Below are 22143 nucleotides of genomic sequence, written 5' to 3'. Positions count from 1 at the left end.
CTCTCTGAATACAGAGAGTGCTTGGTTTTCAATATGTCACTGATAATCAACTCTGAAAATAACCTTGCTTGATATTTCTCCTACAGTCGGTTTTCCACCGCCAAGCAAAACATATTCTGCTGATACTGGAAAGGTATACTCAGTACTCAACGATGAGTATTTACTGATAGACAACAATGAGTCATTTTTATGTAAGCTTGTTGATTCGGCACCTCTAAATAACTTAAACCCTACATTTTTTCCACCTGATGAAATTGTATTAATCAATACCGAACCATCAGCATCCCAATCTCCATCAGCAATCCTCACTGATACTGGATTACTTGCTAATCCATTTATATCATTACACTGTAGTACAATATTTTCTATACCACTTCTTTTTTTACTCCCTGATATTAACTCTTGTACCGTAACATCTTCCATTTTGATAAAATAGTCCGAAGAAGAGAATTTACAGGTTGTTTTTCTATGTTTTACAGAAACATTAAGATCAACGTTATAATTACTCTCGGATCCAAAAATCCAACATCCAAATATTGGACATTTCTCTGAATTTATCACGAAAGCATCTTTAATCAAAAGAGTTTCACTTTCTTGTTTTGTAGAAGGAGTATTACGACCACTTAGTTCATAATTAAATGATAATGTCATCGTCTTATTTATGCTGCTCACTGAATTAGTCTTCCCACTCCAAACATCATATTGAAGATCAGTTACAGGGAAACCGGTTGTACCCACAGTATCAATATTGAAACGGATACCATTAACAGAGTATGTATTTCCTTTTATATTATTATGGAGATTCATGTTGTCCGAAGATAATCGACAATTGAAGTCATTTTTGAAATTCAATGCTATACTCTTCTCCGCTGTATTTTCCACAGGTTCAAACTCAACATTTAATTCAATGCGCTCGTTATTCCCAACATTCATCCTGCATGCGCCAAATGAATAGAATGAAATAAATAGCATAGATATACATATGTACAATTTCATACTACCGTCCCTCACCGACAAATATAAACTTTACTTTCATCAATCGTTTTGCCGAAAGTGATTGAGCATGAAAGTCCCTGTTGTTTATTGACCGCCACTTTTATTTCCAGCGGCACTTCATTGGTACGAATAAAGAGCTGGCTTCCCTGGCCCACCACGCCGATATTGTGTCCATGAATATCCTCTATTTCGTAACCAAACGTCAGTGGTGAACCATCGGGACGCTGTGCCCGGATATACCAAGGTTTACGTTGATCGGTATCAAACCTTGTCAGTACTACCGCCCCGCGGTAAGGGGCGGCGCTGCGGCGGTTGCCTTGCAGGCCGGTTTCACTATTGGTATTGGACACATCCAGCGTCAGGTGGTTTTCACGATAAGGCGTTAAGCCATCGTAGACCACTACGCCATTGCGGTTGGTGGTGCGATATTTTTGCCCATTCACATACGCCCCTTCCAGACCCGGCGCATGCATCACGGCAAACGTTTCTGATAATCGATTGGCTAAATTCACGCCACCTGACCAGGCCACAAGACCACCCGAAATGCTGCCGCCAGCTTGCGTATATTTAGACGACTGACTGTAGCTACCATTAAGCGTGGCAACTGGCGCATTCCACGTCAGATTACCACCCGCCGTTGTTTCGCTGCCCTGCCGTTGATGACTGAGATTCACGCCGTAATTAAACTGATCGCGACTTCCTGCGGTACCGGAAAGCCCGGTATTGTTAGACGCAAAACCATCATCATCAAAGGTCGTTGAGTTAGATACATACAAATGTCTTCGTGGAGCGCTAATATCATCTCCCCAATCGAACGGGATAGAGATAAAGACGTTAAAACGCTTATCTTCGTGATGATCCTCGTTGTAAGTCTGACTAGCTGAAAAGGTATAGCTTATCCGTTGCCAGCTATTGGAATAACTCAGCTGATAATCTTTGCTGCTACCGCTACGCCCCCAGTAGTCTCGCCACAGCGTACTGAGCGAGAATGAACCCCAACCTTGCGGCAAAGACTGGCTAACGTTAGCCGAAAAACTGTTTTTACGACCAAAATCGTTCTGATAATAATCCGCAATGTCATACACATCATTTTCATCACGATGATAGTTATTCTTATTGTTTGCCCAGACGTGATCGTTAAACGTACGATAGTCTCTGGAAGAGTAGCGATACGCCGCCAGGCCAAAACGGGTGGCCGTTTGCGTCAAATACTTGTTATAGGCAATCTGGTAGCTCTGCCCGTCAAACACATCACCGCTATCCTGCTTACTGTGGGACTTTGTGACATCGACAGAAATCGCGCCGATACGTGTATTCCAGCCGGTACCCAACGTAAACGCATTGTAGTTATCTGCCAGCATGGTACCGCCGTACAGCGTTAACAGATTATTCAGCCCATATTGGTAGCTCATCTGCGCAAAATCGGTCTGGTTCCTGGCGCCTTCAATATCGCTGCGTCCAGCGGCAAAATCATATTTTGACACGCCAGGCTGCAGCATATTGGGCACCGCAGCATAGGGCACCAGATAGGTTGTTACCGATCCGTCAGCCTCTTTAATGCTGACATCAAGATCCGCACCGCCGCCCGCAAGCTGTAAATCGGCGATAGAAAACGGGCCAGGTGGGACTTCTTTCTGATAAACGACAAAACCGTTCTGTTCGATAGTGACCAGCGCGTTACTCTGCGCGATCCCCTACACTAATGGCGTGAAGTTTTGTTTGGAGTTCGGCAGCATCTGCATGTCGCGATATAAACGGACACCACGAAAGCGCACCGCATCAAAAATATCTGATGAGGTATACATATCCCCGGCACGCAGCGTTCCGAGAATTTGCGGGATGCCGCGTTCCAGATACAGGGTGTTGCTTTTCCACTCACCGCTGCTGTCATCGGTTTTGTTATAGCTGGCATCAGAATGCAGCTGCCAGCCCAGCAGGTTTAACCCGCTGGTAAAACGCGCGTAGGTACTTTTGCTGTTACCAGAATCTTTATAGTCGCTGTAATACTGGCTGGCATAGTACGAGGTATAGAAGGCATTGATGCCACGATCCCAGTTTTCAGGAGGAACATATCCTTGCTCAAGTTCATCGACATAGGCCTGCGGAACGCTGAGATCCAGGCGAAACGTGCCGATATTCCAGGCATAACTCCCCCCTTGCACCGCCTGCTTTAAAGTTGGGCATTCATTCTCCTTATCCAACGCTTGTATATTTATACCCAGACGCGTTAATGCGTCACGGGATAAACAGGTGTCGTCAGGATGACCCTTAACCGTAATTTCATACTTACCACGCCACTGTTTATTGACGTAGATATCAATATCATATTGGCCAGGTAGTGGTTGATTATCATCGAGGCGAAAATCAGAAATCTTTTCCCCCTTCATTCCACCCATCATAAAATTTGTATCAAACGTTTCTTCTGCGGCATGAGCATCAATACCGAGTAGCAACAGTAATACCGCCGAAGCAATCGGAGTCATCCTTAACATAACCAGCTCCTGTTATTTTAGGCTGACGTTATCGCTAATATAATTACCGTGATCGTCAATAATGGTCATTTTATATTGATTGGCATTAGCATTTTTTAACGCCACATCTGCACTGGAGAGCGGTGCAAGCATAATACTTTCGTTATTGATCTTGACATTGTTAGCTTTTACTTCCGTCACCGTGATCCAGTTAGCGGCATCATTTTTAATGGAGTAAATACCGCCGCTACGTTTCATAGACAGTTTTTGAAACGTATGTTTATTAACTGGCGAGATACCTTTAGGTCTATAAAATAGTTTAATTCTATTCTGCATCGCGAACTTGAGTACATTCTTTCCTGCGCTGTCCGGATTGTTCGGTGGAATATCCAGCACATTGAGATAAAAAAGGCTTTCTTTATTATTTGGCAGCATATTTGGTAATTTTTTAATTTTTAACTGCTGACCTGAATTTGCTGCCACTTTAGCTACCGGAGGGGTTAGTAAAAAAGGTACCTGTATCTTTTCCGGCGGTAACGATGTACCACCATCATCGATCCATGACTGTACCAGTGAAGAACGATTTTCCTGGTTCATCAGCTGTACCATGACTTCATTTTTTTCTGCCGGGTAAACAATGCGAGTACCATAGATCACAATTCCCGCATGCGCAGGCAGGGCTATAGATGCAATGAGTATGACTGTGAGTCCTTTCATTTTAATGCCTCTTATACTTAATTTTAATCTCTACAGTCTGTAAGTTTCGTAAAAAAAATCGTTGTCCTTAGCTAAGTGATAAAATTGTCGGCGACAATGTCGCCGACATGATTTTAATCTTCAGAAACGCGCAGAACTAAACTTGAAATAACATCACCAGCAGTTACATCATCATTGGTTAGCTTCAAATATTTAGCGCTAAAAGGTATTGAATAATTCCCTTCGGTAGTTTCATAACTTGAAATGTCTAATGGTTTAGATACATCAAGTTCTGTAGTTTCCGTGCCTAAATATAAGTAATAACCTACAGTGTCATTACCACTTTTAACTGCTTTGTCATTACCAGTGATTTTACCACCACTAATTAATGAAAGCTTTAGATTGGACGTATTGCCGTTACATTTGATTTTAAGTACGTCACTCGTCACCCCAACTGCATCGTCATACGTTGAATATATAGACTTTCCTGAAAAAACGCTGATTGGTACCGTAGGCATATTTATACTTACAGATTCTCCACCCGTTTCGAATGTGCATGGTGCTCCCGTTACTTTCCCTGTAATTGTTAATTGTCCTGTCTCGGTACCCGCAGCAAACGCCCCAGCGCTCATAAATACAGCAGACAATATAGCAGCAGAAATAATTGAACGTTTCATAGTATCTTCCTTAATAAAATAATTTCTATTTGTTAAGAGGTTTAACTCTTGAATTTAAATTCGCACATCAGAAACGTTGCCGCAATGTAAACACGTTGTTTTGTTGACTTAAAACAAGTTACGAATTGCAATATAATTGCAACAAATAAGTGAAGACAAACACTATTTATACATTTAATAAATTAGCGTTATTAATTGTCGCTTTTTATTTATAGAGGTAATAAAAAAACACTCATCATTCATATAAATGATGAGTGCTTAATATCAACGCTGAGATTCTTAGTCTAGTCGTAACGGTTTAACACTATCTGTCGCTTAGAATCCCCAGGTACAGAAACGACCTCGGTCACGACGCCCTTCGTTGGAACAGGATCCACATGGCTGACATTTGAAAGATGAAGAGATTGACCACATTTCTGTTGAACGTTGTTATTCACGACGTCAGCACTACAGGTTGGTTTAACGACTCGCCCACTGATTGTTAAGGTCGCAGTATCGGAAGCGAAGGTAGGGGCACTCATTCCATAAGTCAGAGCTATAATTCCCATCAGTAAACTTTTTTTCATTTTAATCGTTATTCCTGTGGTTAGCATCAAATAGCATACAGAGGACCTGTTCAGCAGATTATGGGCACAACACCCTGTTTGAGCCAATTGAAATTGTAGATTAATGAGATAGATTTGATCAATTGTAATGATGCATTGAGATGATTTATTCGGAAAAAGGCATGAATTATAAACGCAGAATGAATAATACAGTAAGATTTTTAATTCTTATATATTCACCGCATCAATAATATATTGATGCGGTGAATATCTGTAACGCTATAAATTACACCGCGCGGAAGGCAATCTCGCCCGGAATAACTTCTCCCTGCCAGTAGAGCTGTGCAGCCACTCGTCCTGCCAGGTCGCGGTAGATGGCGGTAAATTCGCTATCTGGACGGCTGATAACCGTCGGCGCACCACGATCGAGGTCTTCACGCAGAGAAATATGCAGCGGCATCTGTCCCAGCAGTTGGGTGTGATACTGCTCGGCCAGTTTCTGCGCCCCACCGGTACCGAAGATCGGTTCATGGTGACCGCAGTTGCTGCAAATATGCATACTCATATTCTCAACAATACCCAGTACCGGCACTTCGACTTTTTCGAACATCACGATGCCTTTTTTCGCATCGATCAGCGCAATGTCCTGCGGCGTAGTGACAACAACCGCGCCCGTTACCGGAATGTTCTGCGCCAGCGTCAACTGGATGTCACCGGTGCCAGGCGGCATATCCAGTACCAGGTAATCAAGATCTGGCCATAGGGTTTCCTGCAGCATCTGCAGCAGCGCTTTGCTGGCCATCGGGCCGCGCCACACCATCGCGTTATCGTCAGTGACCAGATAACCAATGGAGTTCGTTGCCAGACCATGAGACATGATCGGTGCCATGTGGGTACCGTCAGGTGAAGTTGGACGCTGGTTTTCCGCGCCAAGCATTGTCGGGATAGACGGACCATAAATATCGGCGTCCAGAATCCCTACCTTCGCTCCTTCCGCGGCCAGCGCAAGCGCCAGGTTCACGGCGGTAGAGGATTTACCCACGCCACCTTTACCTGAACTGACGGCGATGATGTTTTTCACACCATTAATACCCGGCTGATTTTTCACGCGCTTCAGCGTCGCGATGTTATGCGACAGTTTCCAGTCGATCGCTTTCGCACCGGTAATACGCAGCAGATCGGCGCTACATTGCTCTTTTAAGTCCTCAAACGCGCTATGCCAGACGAACGGCATGACCAGCTCAACGTGCAACGTGTCATCCATCCAGGCGACGTGGTGCAACGCTTTAAGCGTCGTCAGATTATGCTTCAGGGTTGAATGCTGAAAATTCGCCAGCGTCCCGGCGACCATGGCGCGCAGGGTCTCTGGTGATTTGGCCTGGGATTGTGCGTTCATCCCGACTCCTTTTTGTTGTTCTGAATATACAATAGTCACCAGGTAGTTTACTCCAACCGCAACAATTATTCATTTACGGATAAATGCCCTTATCGCTTGGCGCAGTAATTACCATTTTGGTACTATCAAAGCCCTTTTCACTACAAAAGAAGTAATTGCCCACTATGACTCAAGTCGCGAAGAAAATTCTGGTAACGTGCGCGCTGCCGTACGCCAACGGCTCAATCCACCTCGGCCATATGCTGGAGCACATCCAGGCTGATGTCTGGGTCCGTTACCAGCGAATGCGCGGCCACCAGGTTAACTTCATCTGCGCGGACGACGCACACGGTACGCCAATCATGCTGAAAGCACAGCAGCTTGGGATCACGCCAGAACAGATGATCGGTGAAATGAGTCAGGAGCATCAGACTGATTTTGCAGGTTTTGACATCAGCTATGACAACTACCACTCGACGCACAGCGAAGAGAACCGTGAGCTGTCTGAGCTGATTTATACGCGCCTGAAGGAGAACGGTTTTATTAAGAACCGTACAATCTCCCAGCTTTACGATCCGGAAAAAGGCATGTTCCTGCCGGACCGTTTCGTTAAAGGCACCTGCCCGAAATGTAAGTCTCCGGATCAGTACGGCGATAACTGTGAAGTCTGCGGCGCAACCTACAGCCCGACCGAACTTATCGAGCCGAAATCCGTTGTATCTGGCGCAACGCCGGTGATGCGTGACTCCGAACACTTCTTCTTTGATCTGCCTTCATTCAGCGAAATGTTGCAGGCGTGGACGCGCAGCGGCGCGTTACAGGAGCAGGTCGCCAACAAAATGCAGGAATGGTTCGAATCCGGCCTGCAACAGTGGGATATTTCCCGCGATTCCCCGTACTTCGGTTTTGAAATCCCGAATGCGCCTGGCAAGTACTTCTATGTCTGGCTGGACGCGCCAATTGGCTATATGGGCTCGTTCAAAAACCTGTGCGATAAACGCGGTGACACCACCAGTTTTGACGAATACTGGAAGAAAGATTCCGACGCCGAGCTGTATCACTTCATCGGTAAGGATATCGTCTACTTCCACAGCCTGTTCTGGCCAGCCATGCTGGAAGGCAGCAACTTCCGTAAGCCGACCAACCTGTTTGTACACGGTTATGTGACGGTGAACGGCGCGAAGATGTCCAAATCTCGTGGCACCTTCATTAAGGCCAGCACCTGGCTGAAGCACTTCGATGCCGACAGCCTGCGCTACTACTACACCGCGAAGCTTTCTTCACGTATCGATGACATCGACCTGAACCTGGAAGACTTTGTCCAGCGCGTTAACGCCGATATCGTCAACAAAGTAGTCAACCTGGCGTCCCGTAACGCAGGCTTTATCAGCAAGCGTTTTGACGGCGTTCTGGCGAATGAACTGGCCGACCCGGCGCTTTATAAAACTTTCACCGACGCCGCAACAGTAATTGGCGAAGCATGGGAAAGCCGTGAATTCGGTAAAGCTATCCGTGAAATCATGGCGCTGGCCGACGTGGCAAACCGCTACGTTGACGAACAGGCTCCATGGGTCGTGGCTAAACAGGAAGGCCGCGACGCCGACCTGCAGGCGATCTGCTCCATGGGTATCAACCTGTTCCGCGTGCTGATGACTTACCTGAAACCGGTTCTGCCAACGCTTGCTGAACGTGTGGAAGCTTTCCTGAACAGCGAACTGAGCTGGGATGCCATTGAGCAACCACTGCTCGGCCACAAGGTCAACACCTTTAAGGCGCTGTACAATCGCATCGACATGAAACAAGTTGAAGCGCTGGTTGAGGCGTCGAAAGAAGAAGTGAAAGCCGCTGCCGTACCGGTAACCGGCCCGCTGGCTGATGACCCGATTCAGGAAACCATCACCTTTGACGATTTCGCCAAAGTTGACCTGCGCGTAGCGCTGATTGAAAACGCCGAGTTCGTGGAAGGATCCGACAAACTGCTGCGTCTGACGTTAGATCTCGGCGGTGAGAAACGTAACGTCTTCTCTGGTATTCGTTCTGCATATCCAGACCCGCAGGTTCTGATTGGCCGCCAGACCATTATGGTTGCCAACCTGGCACCACGTAAGATGCGCTTCGGCATTTCCGAAGGGATGGTAATGGCCGCAGGACCTGGCGGGAAAGATATCTTCCTGTTAAGCCCGGACGAAGGTGCAAAACCAGGCCAACAGGTGAAGTAAATCAAACATCTCAAGCGCTGCAACCGCAGCGCTTTTTTTTTGCTACGTAAGTGCTTCCTCTAATCTTAACCCCTGCTCCATTTTCGGACTGCTTCGTTGTTAATATTAGATCTATTCTATACTGCTCTGGTATCAAGGTAGTCCGGGCTCACCAGATTCGTGGACGTTATTATTTAACATCCTATATTCATGAAATGGAGTTTTACATGAAAGCGTTACAAAAATTATTTTCTCTCGCCGTGGCATCGGTTGTGGTTTTTTCCCTGGCGGGATGTGGTGATAAAGAAGAGACAAAAACATTCAATGCCAACATTAATGGTTCTGATATCACCGTCTCTTACACCTTTAAAGGTGATAAGGTCCTGAAGCAAATCTCCGAAAGTAAAATCAGCTATGCATCAGTCGGTGCCAGCAATAAAGAAGAAGCCGCAAAAGTATTCGACGCATTAAGCGCTAAATATCAAAACATTACTGGCATAGAAGAAAAACTCACTTATTCAGATACCTACGCGCAAGAAAATGTCACTATCGATATGGAAAAAGTTGATATAAAAGCGTTGCAGGCCATTTCAGGGATGAAACTATCTGAAAACGCCGATAAAAACATCAGCATGAAGCAAATGCAAACGGTTATGGAAACGGCGGGTTTTAAAGAAGTGAAGTAAACCATCGGCGACCCGATTTTCATCGTGGTCGCCCGCTTTACGCTTTAAGATTTTGCGTTATGCACGTGGAAAGTCAAACCACGCAGGAAATAACGCAGGAATTGATCGCCGCATTCGCGATAGTTTTTATGGTCCGGCGCGCGCATCATGGCGGTAATTTCCGGCATCGACACACGAAATTTCTGCCCGGTCATGATGGTCAGAATATCATCGGTTTTCAGCGAGAAGGCGATACGCAGCTTTTTCAGCACCGTATTGTTATTAACTCGACGCTCAAGCGCCAGTTCCGGCGCAGAATCATCTTTACCACGCAGATGATAAATCAGGCCGTTTAAAAAACCGGAGAGAATAATATCCGGGCAGCGAACAAACCCATCTTCATCCTCTTTTGTCGTCCAGGTATCGAAATTTGCTGAGGTGGATTCCATGTCAGAAAGAGCAAGAATACGCACCATGTCGTTATTGTTCGCTTTCAGGGTGTAGCGCAGGCTACGAAGAATATCGTTACTTAGCATAGAGCCTTCAACTGTCGGTGATGCAATGGCGCGCAGTGTATCAGTTTTATAGTCCAATCGCCTCTTTTAGGCTTTTAAGGTAACGACGACTCACCGGAACGGTCAGCCCGTTACGCAAAATCAGTTCCGCCTGGCCGTTGTCTTCCAGACGGATCTCCTGCAATTGCGCCATATTTACCAGATATTGCCGGTGACAACGCAGCAGAGGAGTACGGCTCTCCAGCGTCCTGAGCGTCAACTCAGTGAAGCCTTCTTTACCATCGCTGCTGGTCACATACACACCACTCATGCGACTGCTGATAAACGCCACATCATCCATTTGCAGCAAATAGATCCGACTATGGCCGCTGCACGGAATAAACTTCAGCGCCTGCTGATTTTCTGGCAGCAGTGATACATCCTGCTTCGTACGCTCCTGACGCAAACGGATCAGCGTTTTTTCCAGCCGTGCTTCTTCAATTGGCTTAAGCAGGTAATCAAACGCATGTTCTTCAAAGGCTTTCACCGCATACTCATCAAAGGCGGTCAGAAAAACAATGTACGGGCGATGCTCGGGATCAAGCATGCCGACCATTTCCAGGCCGCTGATTCGCGGCATCTGAATATCAAGGAACAGAACATCCGGACGCAATTTATGCACCGCGCCAATGGCTTCCACCGCATTCGAACATTCCCCGACAATCTCGATGTCGCTTTGCTCTTGCAACAGGATCCGCAGATTCTCCCGCGCTAACGGTTCGTCATCGACAATCAGCACTTTAATCATGCCAGTTCCTCCAGAGGAAGTCGTAAAGTGATTCGGGTAAAGCGGTCAGGTTCGCACGCTACGCTGATGCCAAAATCATCACCAAACCGCTCGCGCAGTCGTTTATCGACCAGATTCATACCCAGTCCACTGGCTTCTGAGGTTGGCTGATACAGCCCGGCATTGTCCTCGATATCCAGCATCAAATATTGCCCTTCTCGACGGGCGGTAATCGATACTTCACCGGTATCCAGTAGCTGAGAAGTGCCGTGTTTGATGGCATTCTCCACGATGGGTTGCAGAGTAAAGGCGGGTAATTGCTGATGCGAAAGTTCTTCTGGCACCGTCAAGGTCACCTGAAGACTCGACTGGAATCGTGCCTTTTCAATTTGCAGATAAGCATTAACGTGCTCAATTTCATCGGCCAGCGTCACAATTTCTGACGGGCGTTTTAAATTTTTACGAAAGAACGTCGACAGATACTGCACCAGTTGGCTGGCCTGCTCGCTATCGCGTCGGATCACAGCTTTGATGGTGTTGAGTGCATTAAACAGAAAATGGGGATTGACCTGGGCGTGCAGGAGTTTTATTTCCGACTGCGTGAGCATCGCTTTTTGCCGCTCATACTGCCCGGCCAGAATCTGTGCCGAAAGCAGTTGGGCGATCCCTTCCCCCAGCGTGCGGTTGATTGAGCTAAAGAGGCGGTTTTTGGCTTCATACAATTTAATGGTCCCCATCACCCGCTGGTTTTCACCCCGCAAAGGGATCACCAGCGTCGAGCCTAATTTGCATTGTGGGTGCAAAGAGCAACGGTAAGGAACTTCATTTCCATCAGCATACACCACCTCTCCGGTTTCAATCGCCCGTTGTGTATATGACGATGAAATGGGTTTTCCGGGTAGATGGTGATCGTCACCAATACCGGTAAATGCCAGCAATTTCTCACGATCGGTAATCGCCACCGCACCAATATCCAGCTCTTCATACAGCACCTGAGCAACTTTCATGCTGTTAACCTCGTTGAACCCCTGGCGTAAAATACCTTCCGTTGAGGCGGCAACTTTGAGTGCTGTGGCGGAAAAAGCGGAGGTATATTTTTCAAACATCGCCCGTTTATCGAGCAAAATACGCATAAACAAGGCAGCGCCCACGGTATTGGTTACCATCATAGGCGCGGCAATATTGCTGACCAGTCGAAACGCATCGTCAAACGGACGGGCAATTAATAAGATGATCAGCATCTGCACCAGTTCGGCGACAAAGGTAATCGCTCCCGCAGTCAGCGGACTAAAGACTTTATCGGTACGGCCACGACGGGTGAGCACGCTGTGGACCAGTCCGCCGAGCAATCCTTCCACAATGGTCGAGATCATGCAGCTAAGCGCTGTCATCCCGCCCATCGAATACCGATGCAAACCGCCGGTAAGACCAACTAAACCACCGACCACAGGGCCGCCAAGCAGCCCGCCCATCACCGCGCCAATAGCGCGAGTGTTAGCAATAGAGTCATCAATATGCAGCCCGAAATAGGTGCCTAAAATGCAGAAAATGGAAAAAGTAACATAGCAAAGCAGTTTGTGCGGGAGCCGGATAGTCACCTGCATCAGCGGGATAAACAAACGCGTTTTGCTCATGAGCCACGCGATAACGAGGAACACACACATCTGCTGAAGCAGCAGCAACACCAGATTAAACTCGTACATACCCGCCAACCACACATCACTTAAAAGCGCGTAACATACATGGGCTGCGTGTAACTTTCTTTGAACTGTTGCAAAAAAAGACGAATTTGTGAGAACGATCACTCGAAAGCGCGAGCATGATTACAAATTCACCCATTCATAGATCAAAAAACAGACAAAACTACCTGGTTCGCAAAAGAGCGTCTAAAGTAAAACTGGGACCTCGCAAGCATAAGTGAGACGACGATGGCGCTTTACACAATAGGTGAAGTGGCTTTGCTTTGTGATATCAACCCTGTCACTTTACGCGCGTGGCAGAGGCGTTACGGATTACTTAAACCGCAGCGGACAGACGGCGGGCATCGCCTGTTTAACGATGCGGATATCGACCGGATCCGCGAGATAAAACGCTGGATAAACAACGGTGTCCAGGTCAGCAAGGTTAAAATGTTGCTCAGCAATGAGAGCATTGATGTGCATAACGGTTGGCGTGAACAACAAGAGACGCTGTTGAGCTATTTGCAAAGTAATAATCTGCATAGCCTCAGACTGTGGATCAAAGAGCGTGGCCAGGATTATCCCGCGCAAACGCTCAACACCCATTTGTTCATTCCGTTACGCCGACGCCTGCAATGTCAGCAGCCGATCCTCCAGGCGTTACTGGGGATCCTCGACGGCGTACTGATCAACTACATCGCGATTTGTCTGGCCTCTGCACGCAAGAAACAGGGGAAAGATGCTCTGGTGGTTGGCTGGAACATTCAGGATACGACCCGCTTATGGCTGGAAGGTTGGGTCGCCAGCCAGCAGGGATGGCGCATTGACGTCCTTGCCCATTCGCTGAACCAACTGCGACCGGAGCTGTTTGAAGGTCGCACCTTACTTGTCTGGTGCGGCGAGAACCAAACGCCCGCTCAGCAGCAACAGCTAACGGAATGGCGCGCGTTAGGTCACGATATTTATCCACTCGGCATTTAGAGCCTGGCCCATTAGGGCTATTTTGCTTGCCATTTCGAACCTGGGCAGTGCTCAGACAACACTCAGAGAGTTTTGAACGCCCTTTAGGGCGGCCCGGAGGGTGAGCGTAGCGAATAATCCTCACATACTACGTGTACGCTCCGGTTCTTCCGCGCTGGCCGTGTTCAAACTGTCTGCGCCAATAACGCCTAATGATCCAGGCTCTTAATATTCTATTAACAAACGTGTACAATCCTTGAATTCACATAAGGAGTGCATAATGAGCGCAGCTAAAATCGGTGTTATCACCCTCTTCCTGCTGATGGCCATCGGCGGTATTGGCGGTGTCATGCTGGCAGGCTATACCTTTATTTTACGTGCCGGGTAAGATGTCTCGCTAATTTCTCAAACCCGCGGTCGACAATTACCGCCGCCAGCGCCACCAGCAGCGCCCCCTGAATCACATAGGCGGTATTGAACCCACTTAGCCCGATAATAATCGGCGTACCCAGCGTGTTCGCGCCAACGGTTGAGGCGATGGTTGCAGTGCCGATATTAATAATCACCGACGTGCGAATCCCGGCCAGAATCACCGGGGCCGCTAGCGGCAACTCGACTTTACGCAGCCGCTGCCCCTGACTCATTCCCATTCCGCTGGCAATATCCATCACGCTGGGTGAAATTCCGCCGAGTCCCGCCAGCGTTGCCTGCAAGATCGGTAATACGCCATACAGAATCAGCGCAATAATTGCCGGTTCAGGACCAAATCCCATCACCGGTACAGCGATCGCCAACACCGCAACTGGCGGAAAGGTCTGCCCCACGGCGGCGATGGTTTCCACCATCGGCCGGAATTCCACGCCCCAGGGCCGGGTCACCGCAATTCCGGCCCCGGTGCCAATGAACACCGCGATAAGGCTTGAAATCCCCACCAGTGTAAAATGACTCAAAGCCAGCGCCGTAAAACTTTCCTGCTGATACACGGGGCGTGGCAGCTCAGGAAACAGCGAACTAAACAAGGTCTGACTGTGAGGCAATCCAACCAACAGGATCAGAAACAACGCAACAAGCCACAGCAGTGGATCAGCAAGACGTTTCACGGGTCGGCATCTCCGAAAGCAAATCGTGAAAATGAAGCGTCCCGCAGGACAAACCCTGCGGCGTCACGACCGGTAAAACGTCGCAGCCACGCGCCACAAACACCGACAACGCATCACGCAGCGTCATCTCATCCACCAGCGGTTCGCCGTCAGAGTGTTCGTCGCGACGGATAAAATCGCCTACCGTGCGCAGCGACAGCAGCCGTACGCCCAGTTCACTGCGGCCAAAAAAGGTTTGCACAAAATCATTCGCTGGCGCAGTGAGCATCGACAGCGGCGTGCCTTGCTGCACAACCTTTCCTGCATCCATCAACACCAGATGCTCCGCCAGCCTTAGCGCCTCGTCGATATCATGCGTCACCAGCACAATGGTACGCCCAAGCAAACGGTGAATACGCGTCATCTCCTGCTGCAGCGCACCGCGGGTGACCGGATCCAGCGCGCCAAAAGGCTCATCCATCAGCAATACCTGCGGATCTGCCGCCAGTGCGCGAGCAACCCCGACCCGCTGCTGTTGCCCGCCAGACAGCTGATGCGGATAACGATGGCGCAAACTTTCCTCAAGACCCAGCAGCGCCATCAGTTCGTCTGTTCGGTCATCAATACGTGAACGCGACCACTTTTGTAGCTGCGGCACCGTGGCGATGTTCTGCGCGACGGTCCAGTGGGGAAACAAGCCAATAGACTGAATCGCGTATCCCATGCGCCGCCTTAACTCCAGCACCGGCAGGCTGCGGATCTCTTCCCCGGCAAAGCGGATCTGTCCGCGGTCATGTTCTACCAGCCGATTGATCATTTTCAGCGTGGTGGATTTCCCGGAACCCGACGTGCCAATTAACACCGAAAAGCTGCCCTCCCCCAACCGCAGGTTAAGGTCGTCAACGGCTGTTTGCTGACCATAGGTTTTACTGACATGGCGAAATTCAATCATTGTTTGTTACCTTCAACAGCGCGAGCCCTAAATCAAACAGCGCATCAATCAATACTGCCAGTACTACAACCGGGATCACGCCCAGCAACACTAAATCGACGGCGCTACTGAGCAATCCCTGAAAGACCAGCGCGCCAAATCCCCCTGCGCCAATCAGCGCAGCAATCACCGCCATTCCCACCGTTTGCACCATCACTACCCGTAAACTGCGCAAGAAGACCGGCAATGCCAGCGGGAACTGCACCGAGACAAATCGCTGTCGTGCACTCATCCCCATCGCCCGGGCGCTTTCCAGCACATCCCGCGGTACCTGATTCAACCCAGCTACTACGCCACGAACCAGCGGCAAGAGCGCATACAGCACTAACGCAATAAGCGCAGGCGTCAGGCCGGTTCCGGCAACGCCGAGCGAACCCAACAAAGGAAAGTGCTTCACCAGCCCGGCAAGGGGCGCAATTAACAGGCCAAACAGCGCGACGGAGGGAATGGTTTGGATGATATTCAGTACCGCAAAAACCGGTCCCTGACGGGCGACAGAGAAAGCACACCAGATGCCCAACGGCACGCCAATCACGAGTGCGGGCACCACGGTAGCGAACAGAATTGTCAGGTGCTGTGCCAGGGCGTCGTTAAAAACATCCTGGCGGTTGGCATACTCTTTAAGCAGGGAAAGATCGTTAAACGTGCCAGAGAACAAAAGCACCAGCGGCAAAATGAAAATTTGCGCGTGCAATAGCCAACGCCATGATGCCTGTTCGGTGATGCGACGAATGGCGTCACTGGCGGCCAGCAGCATCAGTCCCAGTCCCAACCAGAACCCGCTGCCCAGGCTGGTTCTGGCCAGAGGGCTACCCGTCTGGGCCAGGTACGTTGCCGTTGTTCCTGCGGTTACCAGCGCCGCAATCACCAACAACTGGCTAATAACAAGCGTCAATATATTGCCGGGCTTTCCCGGTACAAAGCACAGAAGAAACAGCAGCAAGCAGGCCACTGCCAATCCCCACGCCATGTCGGGTCGGATATCCCAAAGTTGACGTCCTTCGCCGGAAACCAAACGATTGGGCGCATAGCTGATGAAAGGCAGCGCTGCCGCAGCAAAAGTAAGAAGTACCAGTAACAACAGTACCCGATTAACTGAAATCTTTGACAAAACACCCACCTGCTGCAAACTCCGTTACTTCACCCATCCTTTTTGCTTCAGGTAGTCTGCTGCGACTTTTTTCGCATCCAGCCCCTCCACGGCAATACTGGCATTCAGCTGCTGCAACGTTTTTTCATCCAGGCTGGCAAAAACCGGTTGTAGCCATTCTCCCATTTGCGGGTAGTCTTTCAGCACCGATTCACGCACGACGGGTGCTGGCGCATAAATGGGCTGGACGCCTTTCGGATCGCTTAAAGTTTGCAGACCGAGCGCCGCAACCGGGCCATCGGTGCCATAAGCCATCGCCGCATTGACGCCAGAAGTCTGCTGCGCCGCCGCTTTAATCGTCACCGCGGTATCCCCCCCCGCCAGCGACAACAGCTGATTTTGGTTCAGTTTGAAATCATAGGCTTTTTCAAACGCAGGCAGCGCGTCAGCCCGTTCGATAAATTCAGCAGAGGCGGCAAGTTTGAACGTTCCCCCGTCCTTCAGGTAACGGCCTAAATCAGCAAGGGACTCAAGCTTGTTCTTTTGCGCGATATCCTGGCGTACTGCAATGGTCCAGGTATTGTTGGCAGGAGCAGGCGTTAGCCAGACCAGCTTATTTTGCTCTGCGTCCAGCTTTTTCACTTTCTCGAATCCGGCCTGCGCATTTTTCCACGCGGGATCATTTTCATCTTTAAAAAAGAATGCGCCATTACCGGTATATTCCGGATAAATATCCAGCTCACCGGAGGTGATTGCCCCACGCACCACTGGGGTGGTACCCAGCTGTACTTTATTGACGGTTTTCACGCCATGGCTTTCGAGCACCTGCAAAATAATGTTGCCGAGCAGCGCCCCTTCGGTATCTATTTTTGAACCGACCGTGACGGGTGACGCGGCCTGTAAGGGCAGGCTTACCGCGGCTAACAGCGCCAGCGAACCCACCGATACTTTTGAGATTATCATGCTGTACTCCTCATCCTTTTGCGGCCCTTTTCAGAGACTTGAGGAAAAAGCATAGTCGAAAAATCAAGCCTTAACCTGGCTATTGGGTGGTAACGCTGAGAGTTATTAGCGGTAAGGCGATAATAAAATAAAAAAAATCCGGCAAACCCAATGTGAATTTGCCGGATGATACGATTTAGTCGGTCTGAGAAGCATTGCGCCATCAGGCCTGATGCATGGATTTACTCGTCAATTAAAGCAGTTCGAATTCGCCCTGCTTCACTCTGGCGGAATCCACACCGATAAAGACGTTAAACTTGCCAGGCTCTGCATCGTATTTCATATGCTGGTTCCAGAATTTGAGCGCTTCAATGTCAATCGGGAAGCTGATGGTCTGGGTTTCACCAGGCTTAAGATTCACTTTCTCAAAGCCTTTCAGCTGTTTTACCGGACGACTCATGGAGGCGGTCACATCCTGCAAATACATCTGAATCACCGTTGCACCTTCGCGCTTGCCGGTGTTGGTCACCTGCACGCTGGCCGTCACGGTTCCGTCACGCTTCATCGTTGGAGAAGAGAGCTTCACATCAGAAACCGTGAACGTGGTGTAGCTCAGGCCGTAGCCAAAGGGATACAGCGGCCCATTCGCTTCATCAAAGTAGCGCGACGTGTACTTGTTCGGCTTATCTGCATTATACGGACGACCAGTATTGAGGTGGCTGTAATAGACCGGGATCTGTCCAACAGAGCGCGGGAAAGACATCGGCAGCTTGCCTGACGGGTTGTAATCACCAAACAGCACATCGGCGATGGCGTTACCGCCTTCCGTCCCGGCAAACCAGGTTTCGAGGATCGCATCGGCCTGTTGATCTTCCTTCACCAGCGCCAGCGGACGCCCGTTCATCAGCACCAGAACCAGCGGTTTACCCGTGGCTTTCAGCGCGGCAATCAGGTCACGCTGACTTTGCGGAATGGTGATATCGGTACGGCTGGAGGCTTCATGCGCCATCCCCTGCGCTTCACCGACTACCGCGACAACCACATCAGATTGCTGCGCTGCTTTTACGGCTTCATCGATTATCGCCTGTGGCGAACGCGGGTCAACCTTCACCGCTTCTTCATACAGGTTGAGGAAATCAACAATGCCTTTGTCGTTGGTGATATTCGCCCCTTTGGCGTACAGCACTTTGCCCTGATCGCCGACGGCGTTTTTAATCCCCGTCAGTACCGTTACCGACTGATCGGCAACACCGGCGGCGGACCAACTGCCCATCACATCACGCTTGCTGTCAGCCAGCGGACCGACGACCGCCACGGTGGCAGATTTTTTCAGCGGCAACGTTTCCAGACGATTTTTCAGCAGCACCAGGCTTTCACGTGCTACTTCACGCGCCTCTTTGCGATGCAAACGACTTTCCGCGTTGGTGTCCTGCGGGTCAGACTCTTTGGCCCCCAGATGGCTGTACGGATCGTTAAACAGCCCCATATCATATTTCACGTTAAGCACGTGGCGCGCGGCGTCGTCCAGCTCCGCCATCGTCACTTTGCCGGATTTAATCAAGCCCGGCAGGTATTTGCTGTAATACTCGTCGCTCATACTCATGTTGATGCCGGACTTGATCGCCACGCGCACCGCATCTTCAGGATCGGAAGCGGTACCGTGCTTAATCAACTCTTTGATCGCACCGTGATCGGAAACGGTGATGCCCTTAAAGCCCCACTCATCACGCAGCACGTCTTTTAACAGCCATGCATCCGACGTCGCTGGTGTACCGTTTAGCGAATTAAGTCCTACCATTACCGCACCGCTACCAGCATCCAGCCCGGCTTTATACGGCGGCATATAGTCGTTGAACAGACGCTGTGGGCTCATATCGACGGTGTTATATTCCTTGCCACCTTCAACCGCGCCATAGGCGGCGAAGTGCTTGACGCTGGTCATCACCGAATAGCGATCCGCCGGGCTTTTACCCTGCATCGCTTCCACCATGGTTTTACCCATCGTAGCCGTTAAATACGTGTCTTCACCAAAACCTTCTGAAGCACGGCCCCAGCGCGGATCGCGAGAGACATCGACCATTGGCGCCCAGGTCATATTCAGACCATCATCAGCGGCTTCATACGCGGAAATACGGCCAACGGTTCTGACCGCATCGAGATTAAAAGAGGACGCCAGGCCGAGACTTATCGGGAACACGGTACGCTGGCCGTGCAATACGTCGTAGGCAAAAAAGAGAGGAATTTTCAGGCGGCTGAGCTCCATCACCTGATCCTGCATTTTGCGGATATCCTGGCGCGTGACGGTGTTAAAAATTGCCCCAACCTGCCCGTCTTTGATCATCTCGCGGATGGCTTCTTTCGGGTTATCAGGCCCGACGCTTATCAAGCGTAGTTGCCCAATTTTCTCATCCACGGTCATCTGCTTAAGTAAATCGGTAACGAATGCATCCCGCGCTTCTGGCGTCAGCGGATGGTTACCAAACAGCGTGTCCGCCAGCGCTGGTTGCAACGCCAGACTCACCGCGACACCTACAGAACATAGCCATTTCATGTTGATTCTCTCTTTATTCTTTCCCGACGAGGCAGCGAAAATATAACAAAAACCGCAGTTTGCCGTAAGACTAAACGGGAGCGATAAAGAAAGCTAAGGTTATTCTCCTAATTTTCAAAACCAGCGTGAATCAGTAGAGGACGACCCAGAGACAATATGAATGAGAAAGCGTATTGTCATACAAAGCGCTATGCTTGTTCCTGATATTGAGTCCCACCACAAGGAGTGGAGAATGTCTTCCATTACAACAGATAATAAAGCTTTCCTGAATGAACTGACCCGTCTGGTAGGTCATTCACACCTGCTCACAGACCCTGCTAAAACCGCCCGCTATCGCAAGGGATTCCGTTCCGGTCAGGGTGATGCGCTCGCCGTGGTGTTCCCTGGCTCGCTTTTAGAACTGTGGCGCGTCCTCAACGCTTGCGTCGCCGCAGATAAAATTATCCTGATGCAGGCCGCCAACACCGGCCTGACCGAAGGATCTACGCCGAGCGGTAATGATTACGACCGCGAGATTGTCATTATCAGCACCCTGCGCCTTGATAAGCTGCACGTCATTGGCAAAGGCGAACAGGTGCTGGCCTATCCAGGCACCACGCTCTATTCATTGGAAAAAGCGCTCAAACCGTTTGGCCGTGAGCCGCATTCGGTGATCGGATCTTCCTGTATCGGCGCTTCAGTGATTGGCGGTATTTGTAACAACTCCGGCGGCTCGCTGGTACAGCGCGGTCCGGCATACACGGAAATGTCGCTGTTTGCGCGTATTGACGAACAGGGCAAATTGCAGCTGGTTAACCATCTGTGTATCGAACTGGGCCAGACCCCGGAACAGATCCTTAGCAAACTTGATGATGAGCGGATCAAAGATGACGATGTGCGCCACGATGGGCGTCATGCACACGATCACGACTACGTTACCCGCGTCAGAGATATTGAGGCGGACACGCCCGCTCGCTATAACGCCGACCCGGATCGGTTGTTTGAATCATCCGGTTGTGCAGGCAAACTCGCGGTTTTTGCGGTGCGTCTGGACACCTTCGAAGCCGAAAAAAACCAGCAGGTCTTTTACATCGGTACCAACCAGCCAGAGGTGCTGACGGAGATCCGCCGTCATATTTTGGCAAAATTTGAGCATCTGCCGGTCGCCGGTGAATATATGCACCGCGATATTTATGACATCGCAGAGCAATACGGCAAAGATACGTTTCTGATGATCGACAAGCTCGGCACCGACAAAATGCCGTTCTTCTTCACCCTGAAAGGTCGCACCGATGCGATGCTGGAAAAAGTGAAAATTTTCCGTCCGCACTTTACCGACCGGGCAATGCAGAAATTTGGTCATTTGTTCCCCAGCCACTTACCAGCGCGCATGAAAAGCTGGCGCGATAAGTACGAACATCACCTGCTGTTAAAAATGGCCGGTGGCGGCGTGGCTGAAGCGCAAAACTGGCTAAGCGAGTTTTTCAAAACCGCTGAAGGCGACTTCTTTGCCTGTACCCCAGAAGAAGGCAGCAAGGCATTTTTGCATCGCTTTGCGGCGGCTGGCGCGGCGATTCGTTATCAGGCCGTACATGCCGATGAAGTGGAAGATATTCTGGCGCTGGATATCGCACTGCGTCGGAACGATACCGAATGGTACGAGCATCTGCCTGCAGAGATCGACAGCCAACTGGTGCACAAACTCTATTACGGCCACTTTATGTGCTACGTCTTCCATCAGGATTACATCGTGAAAAAAGGCGTGGATGCGCATGCGCTGAAAGAGCAGATGCTGGAGCTTCTGCACGAGCGCGGAGCACAGTATCCGGCAGAGCACAACGTCGGACATCTGTACAAAGCACCGGAAACCTTAACCCGTTTTTACCGTGAGAATGATCCCACCAACAGCATGAATCCGGGTATTGGTAAAACGAGTAAGCAAAAGTTCTGGAAAGAGTCGTAAACCAT

Annotated in this window: 18 protein-coding genes and 1 pseudogene; 5 read left to right on the top strand and 14 right to left on the bottom strand. The window is 49.7% G+C overall.

Annotated elements, in window-relative coordinates; translation table 11 throughout:
* Positions 1-36: 36 nt before the first annotated feature.
* From OGY83_RS23885 to apbC, 6 genes and pseudogenes are all read right to left on the bottom strand, one after another.
* Positions 37-996: a fimbrial protein gene (locus OGY83_RS23885; protein ID WP_286637046.1), complete on the bottom strand. Its 960-nt coding sequence runs from the start codon at positions 994-996 to the stop codon at positions 37-39.
* Positions 997-1007: 11 nt separating this feature from the next.
* Positions 1008-3488, bottom strand: a pseudogene (locus OGY83_RS23880) (fimbrial biogenesis outer membrane usher protein).
* Positions 3489-3500: 12 nt separating this feature from the next.
* The gene (locus tag OGY83_RS23875) at positions 3501-4184 is read right to left on the bottom strand and encodes a fimbria/pilus periplasmic chaperone (RefSeq protein WP_286637045.1); all 684 of its coding nucleotides are present in this window, start codon (positions 4182-4184) and stop codon (positions 3501-3503) included.
* Between the two features lie 113 nt (positions 4185-4297).
* A complete protein-coding gene (locus OGY83_RS23870) occupies positions 4298-4840 on the bottom strand; it encodes a fimbrial protein (protein ID WP_194210616.1) in 543 nt (180 codons plus the stop codon).
* Between the two features lie 284 nt (positions 4841-5124).
* Complete coding sequence (locus OGY83_RS23865) at positions 5125-5406, bottom strand: DUF2574 family protein (protein ID WP_123267533.1); 282 nt, start codon at positions 5404-5406, stop codon at positions 5125-5127.
* 265 nt (positions 5407-5671) lie between these two features.
* Entirely contained in the window at positions 5672-6781 is a 1110-nt protein-coding gene (gene apbC, locus OGY83_RS23860; protein WP_286637044.1) for an iron-sulfur cluster carrier protein ApbC, read from the bottom strand.
* A gap of 164 nt (positions 6782-6945) precedes the next feature.
* Between apbC and metG the strand changes: the two genes are divergently transcribed.
* Both metG and OGY83_RS23850 read left to right on the top strand, forming a co-directional pair.
* Positions 6946-8979: a methionine--tRNA ligase gene (gene metG, locus OGY83_RS23855; protein WP_286637043.1), complete on the top strand. Its 2034-nt coding sequence runs from the start codon at positions 6946-6948 to the stop codon at positions 8977-8979.
* Positions 8980-9185: 206 nt separating this feature from the next.
* The gene (locus OGY83_RS23850) at positions 9186-9644 is read left to right on the top strand and encodes a YehR family lipoprotein (RefSeq protein WP_079937608.1); all 459 of its coding nucleotides are present in this window, start codon (positions 9186-9188) and stop codon (positions 9642-9644) included.
* A 44-nt stretch (positions 9645-9688) separates the two neighbouring features.
* On the opposite strand, the gene OGY83_RS23845 is transcribed toward OGY83_RS23850, so the two are convergent.
* From OGY83_RS23845 to OGY83_RS23835, 3 genes are read right to left on the bottom strand one after another with little or no spacing between them, the layout of a single operon-like run.
* Positions 9689-10159 carry a YehS family protein gene (locus OGY83_RS23845; RefSeq protein ID WP_079937723.1) on the bottom strand — a complete coding sequence of 157 codons (471 nt, stop codon included), beginning with the start codon at positions 10157-10159 and terminating at the stop codon, positions 9689-9691.
* 46 nt (positions 10160-10205) lie between these two features.
* Positions 10206-10925: a two-component system response regulator BtsR gene (gene btsR, locus OGY83_RS23840; RefSeq protein ID WP_003840155.1), complete on the bottom strand. Its 720-nt coding sequence runs from the start codon at positions 10923-10925 to the stop codon at positions 10206-10208.
* Positions 10922-12607: a sensor histidine kinase gene (locus OGY83_RS23835; protein ID WP_079937609.1), complete on the bottom strand. Its 1686-nt coding sequence runs from the start codon at positions 12605-12607 to the stop codon at positions 10922-10924. The genes btsR and OGY83_RS23835 overlap by 4 nt, the downstream gene beginning before the upstream one ends.
* A 225-nt stretch (positions 12608-12832) precedes the next feature.
* Between OGY83_RS23835 and mlrA the strand changes: the two genes are divergently transcribed.
* Together mlrA and OGY83_RS23825 are read left to right on the top strand one after the other, a co-directional pair.
* A complete protein-coding gene (mlrA, locus tag OGY83_RS23830; protein ID WP_123267537.1) occupies positions 12833-13564 on the top strand; it encodes an HTH-type transcriptional regulator MlrA in 732 nt (243 codons plus the stop codon).
* Between the two features lie 259 nt (positions 13565-13823).
* Positions 13824-13931 (top strand): protein YohO, encoded by a 108-nt coding sequence (locus OGY83_RS23825; RefSeq protein ID WP_003027354.1) that lies wholly within the window; start codon positions 13824-13826, stop codon positions 13929-13931.
* On the opposite strand, the gene OGY83_RS23820 is transcribed toward OGY83_RS23825, so the two are convergent.
* The 5 genes from OGY83_RS23820 to bglX all read right to left on the bottom strand — a co-directional run bounded on the left by OGY83_RS23820 (position 13912) and on the right by bglX (position 20196).
* On the bottom strand, positions 13912-14643 hold the full coding sequence (locus tag OGY83_RS23820) for an ABC transporter permease (RefSeq protein WP_079937611.1): 732 nt from the start codon (positions 14641-14643) through the stop codon (positions 13912-13914). The two genes, OGY83_RS23825 and OGY83_RS23820, sit on opposite strands and share 20 nt — an antisense overlap.
* Complete coding sequence (locus OGY83_RS23815) at positions 14627-15574, bottom strand: ABC transporter ATP-binding protein (RefSeq protein WP_079937612.1); 948 nt, start codon at positions 15572-15574, stop codon at positions 14627-14629. The genes OGY83_RS23820 and OGY83_RS23815 overlap by 17 nt, the downstream gene beginning before the upstream one ends.
* Positions 15567-16733 (bottom strand): ABC transporter permease, encoded by a 1167-nt coding sequence (locus OGY83_RS23810; RefSeq protein ID WP_275051714.1) that lies wholly within the window; start codon positions 16731-16733, stop codon positions 15567-15569. Before OGY83_RS23810 ends, OGY83_RS23815 begins: the two co-directional genes overlap by 8 nt.
* A gap of 15 nt (positions 16734-16748) precedes the next feature.
* The gene (gene osmF, locus OGY83_RS23805; RefSeq protein ID WP_286637041.1) at positions 16749-17666 is read right to left on the bottom strand and encodes a glycine betaine ABC transporter substrate-binding protein OsmF; all 918 of its coding nucleotides are present in this window, start codon (positions 17664-17666) and stop codon (positions 16749-16751) included.
* Positions 17667-17898: 232 nt separating this feature from the next.
* The gene (gene bglX, locus OGY83_RS23800) at positions 17899-20196 is read right to left on the bottom strand and encodes a beta-glucosidase BglX (RefSeq protein ID WP_286637040.1); all 2298 of its coding nucleotides are present in this window, start codon (positions 20194-20196) and stop codon (positions 17899-17901) included.
* 232 nt (positions 20197-20428) lie between these two features.
* Between bglX and dld the strand changes: the two genes are divergently transcribed.
* A complete protein-coding gene (dld, locus tag OGY83_RS23795) occupies positions 20429-22138 on the top strand; it encodes a D-lactate dehydrogenase (RefSeq protein ID WP_286637039.1) in 1710 nt (569 codons plus the stop codon).
* Positions 22139-22143 lie beyond the last annotated feature (5 nt).

Origin of the sequence: Citrobacter sp. Cpo090 (assembly GCF_030332665.1) — a bacterium.
GTDB lineage: Bacteria > Pseudomonadota > Gammaproteobacteria > Enterobacterales > Enterobacteriaceae > Citrobacter > Citrobacter portucalensis.
This window is presented reverse-complemented; position numbering and strand designations above follow the sequence as displayed.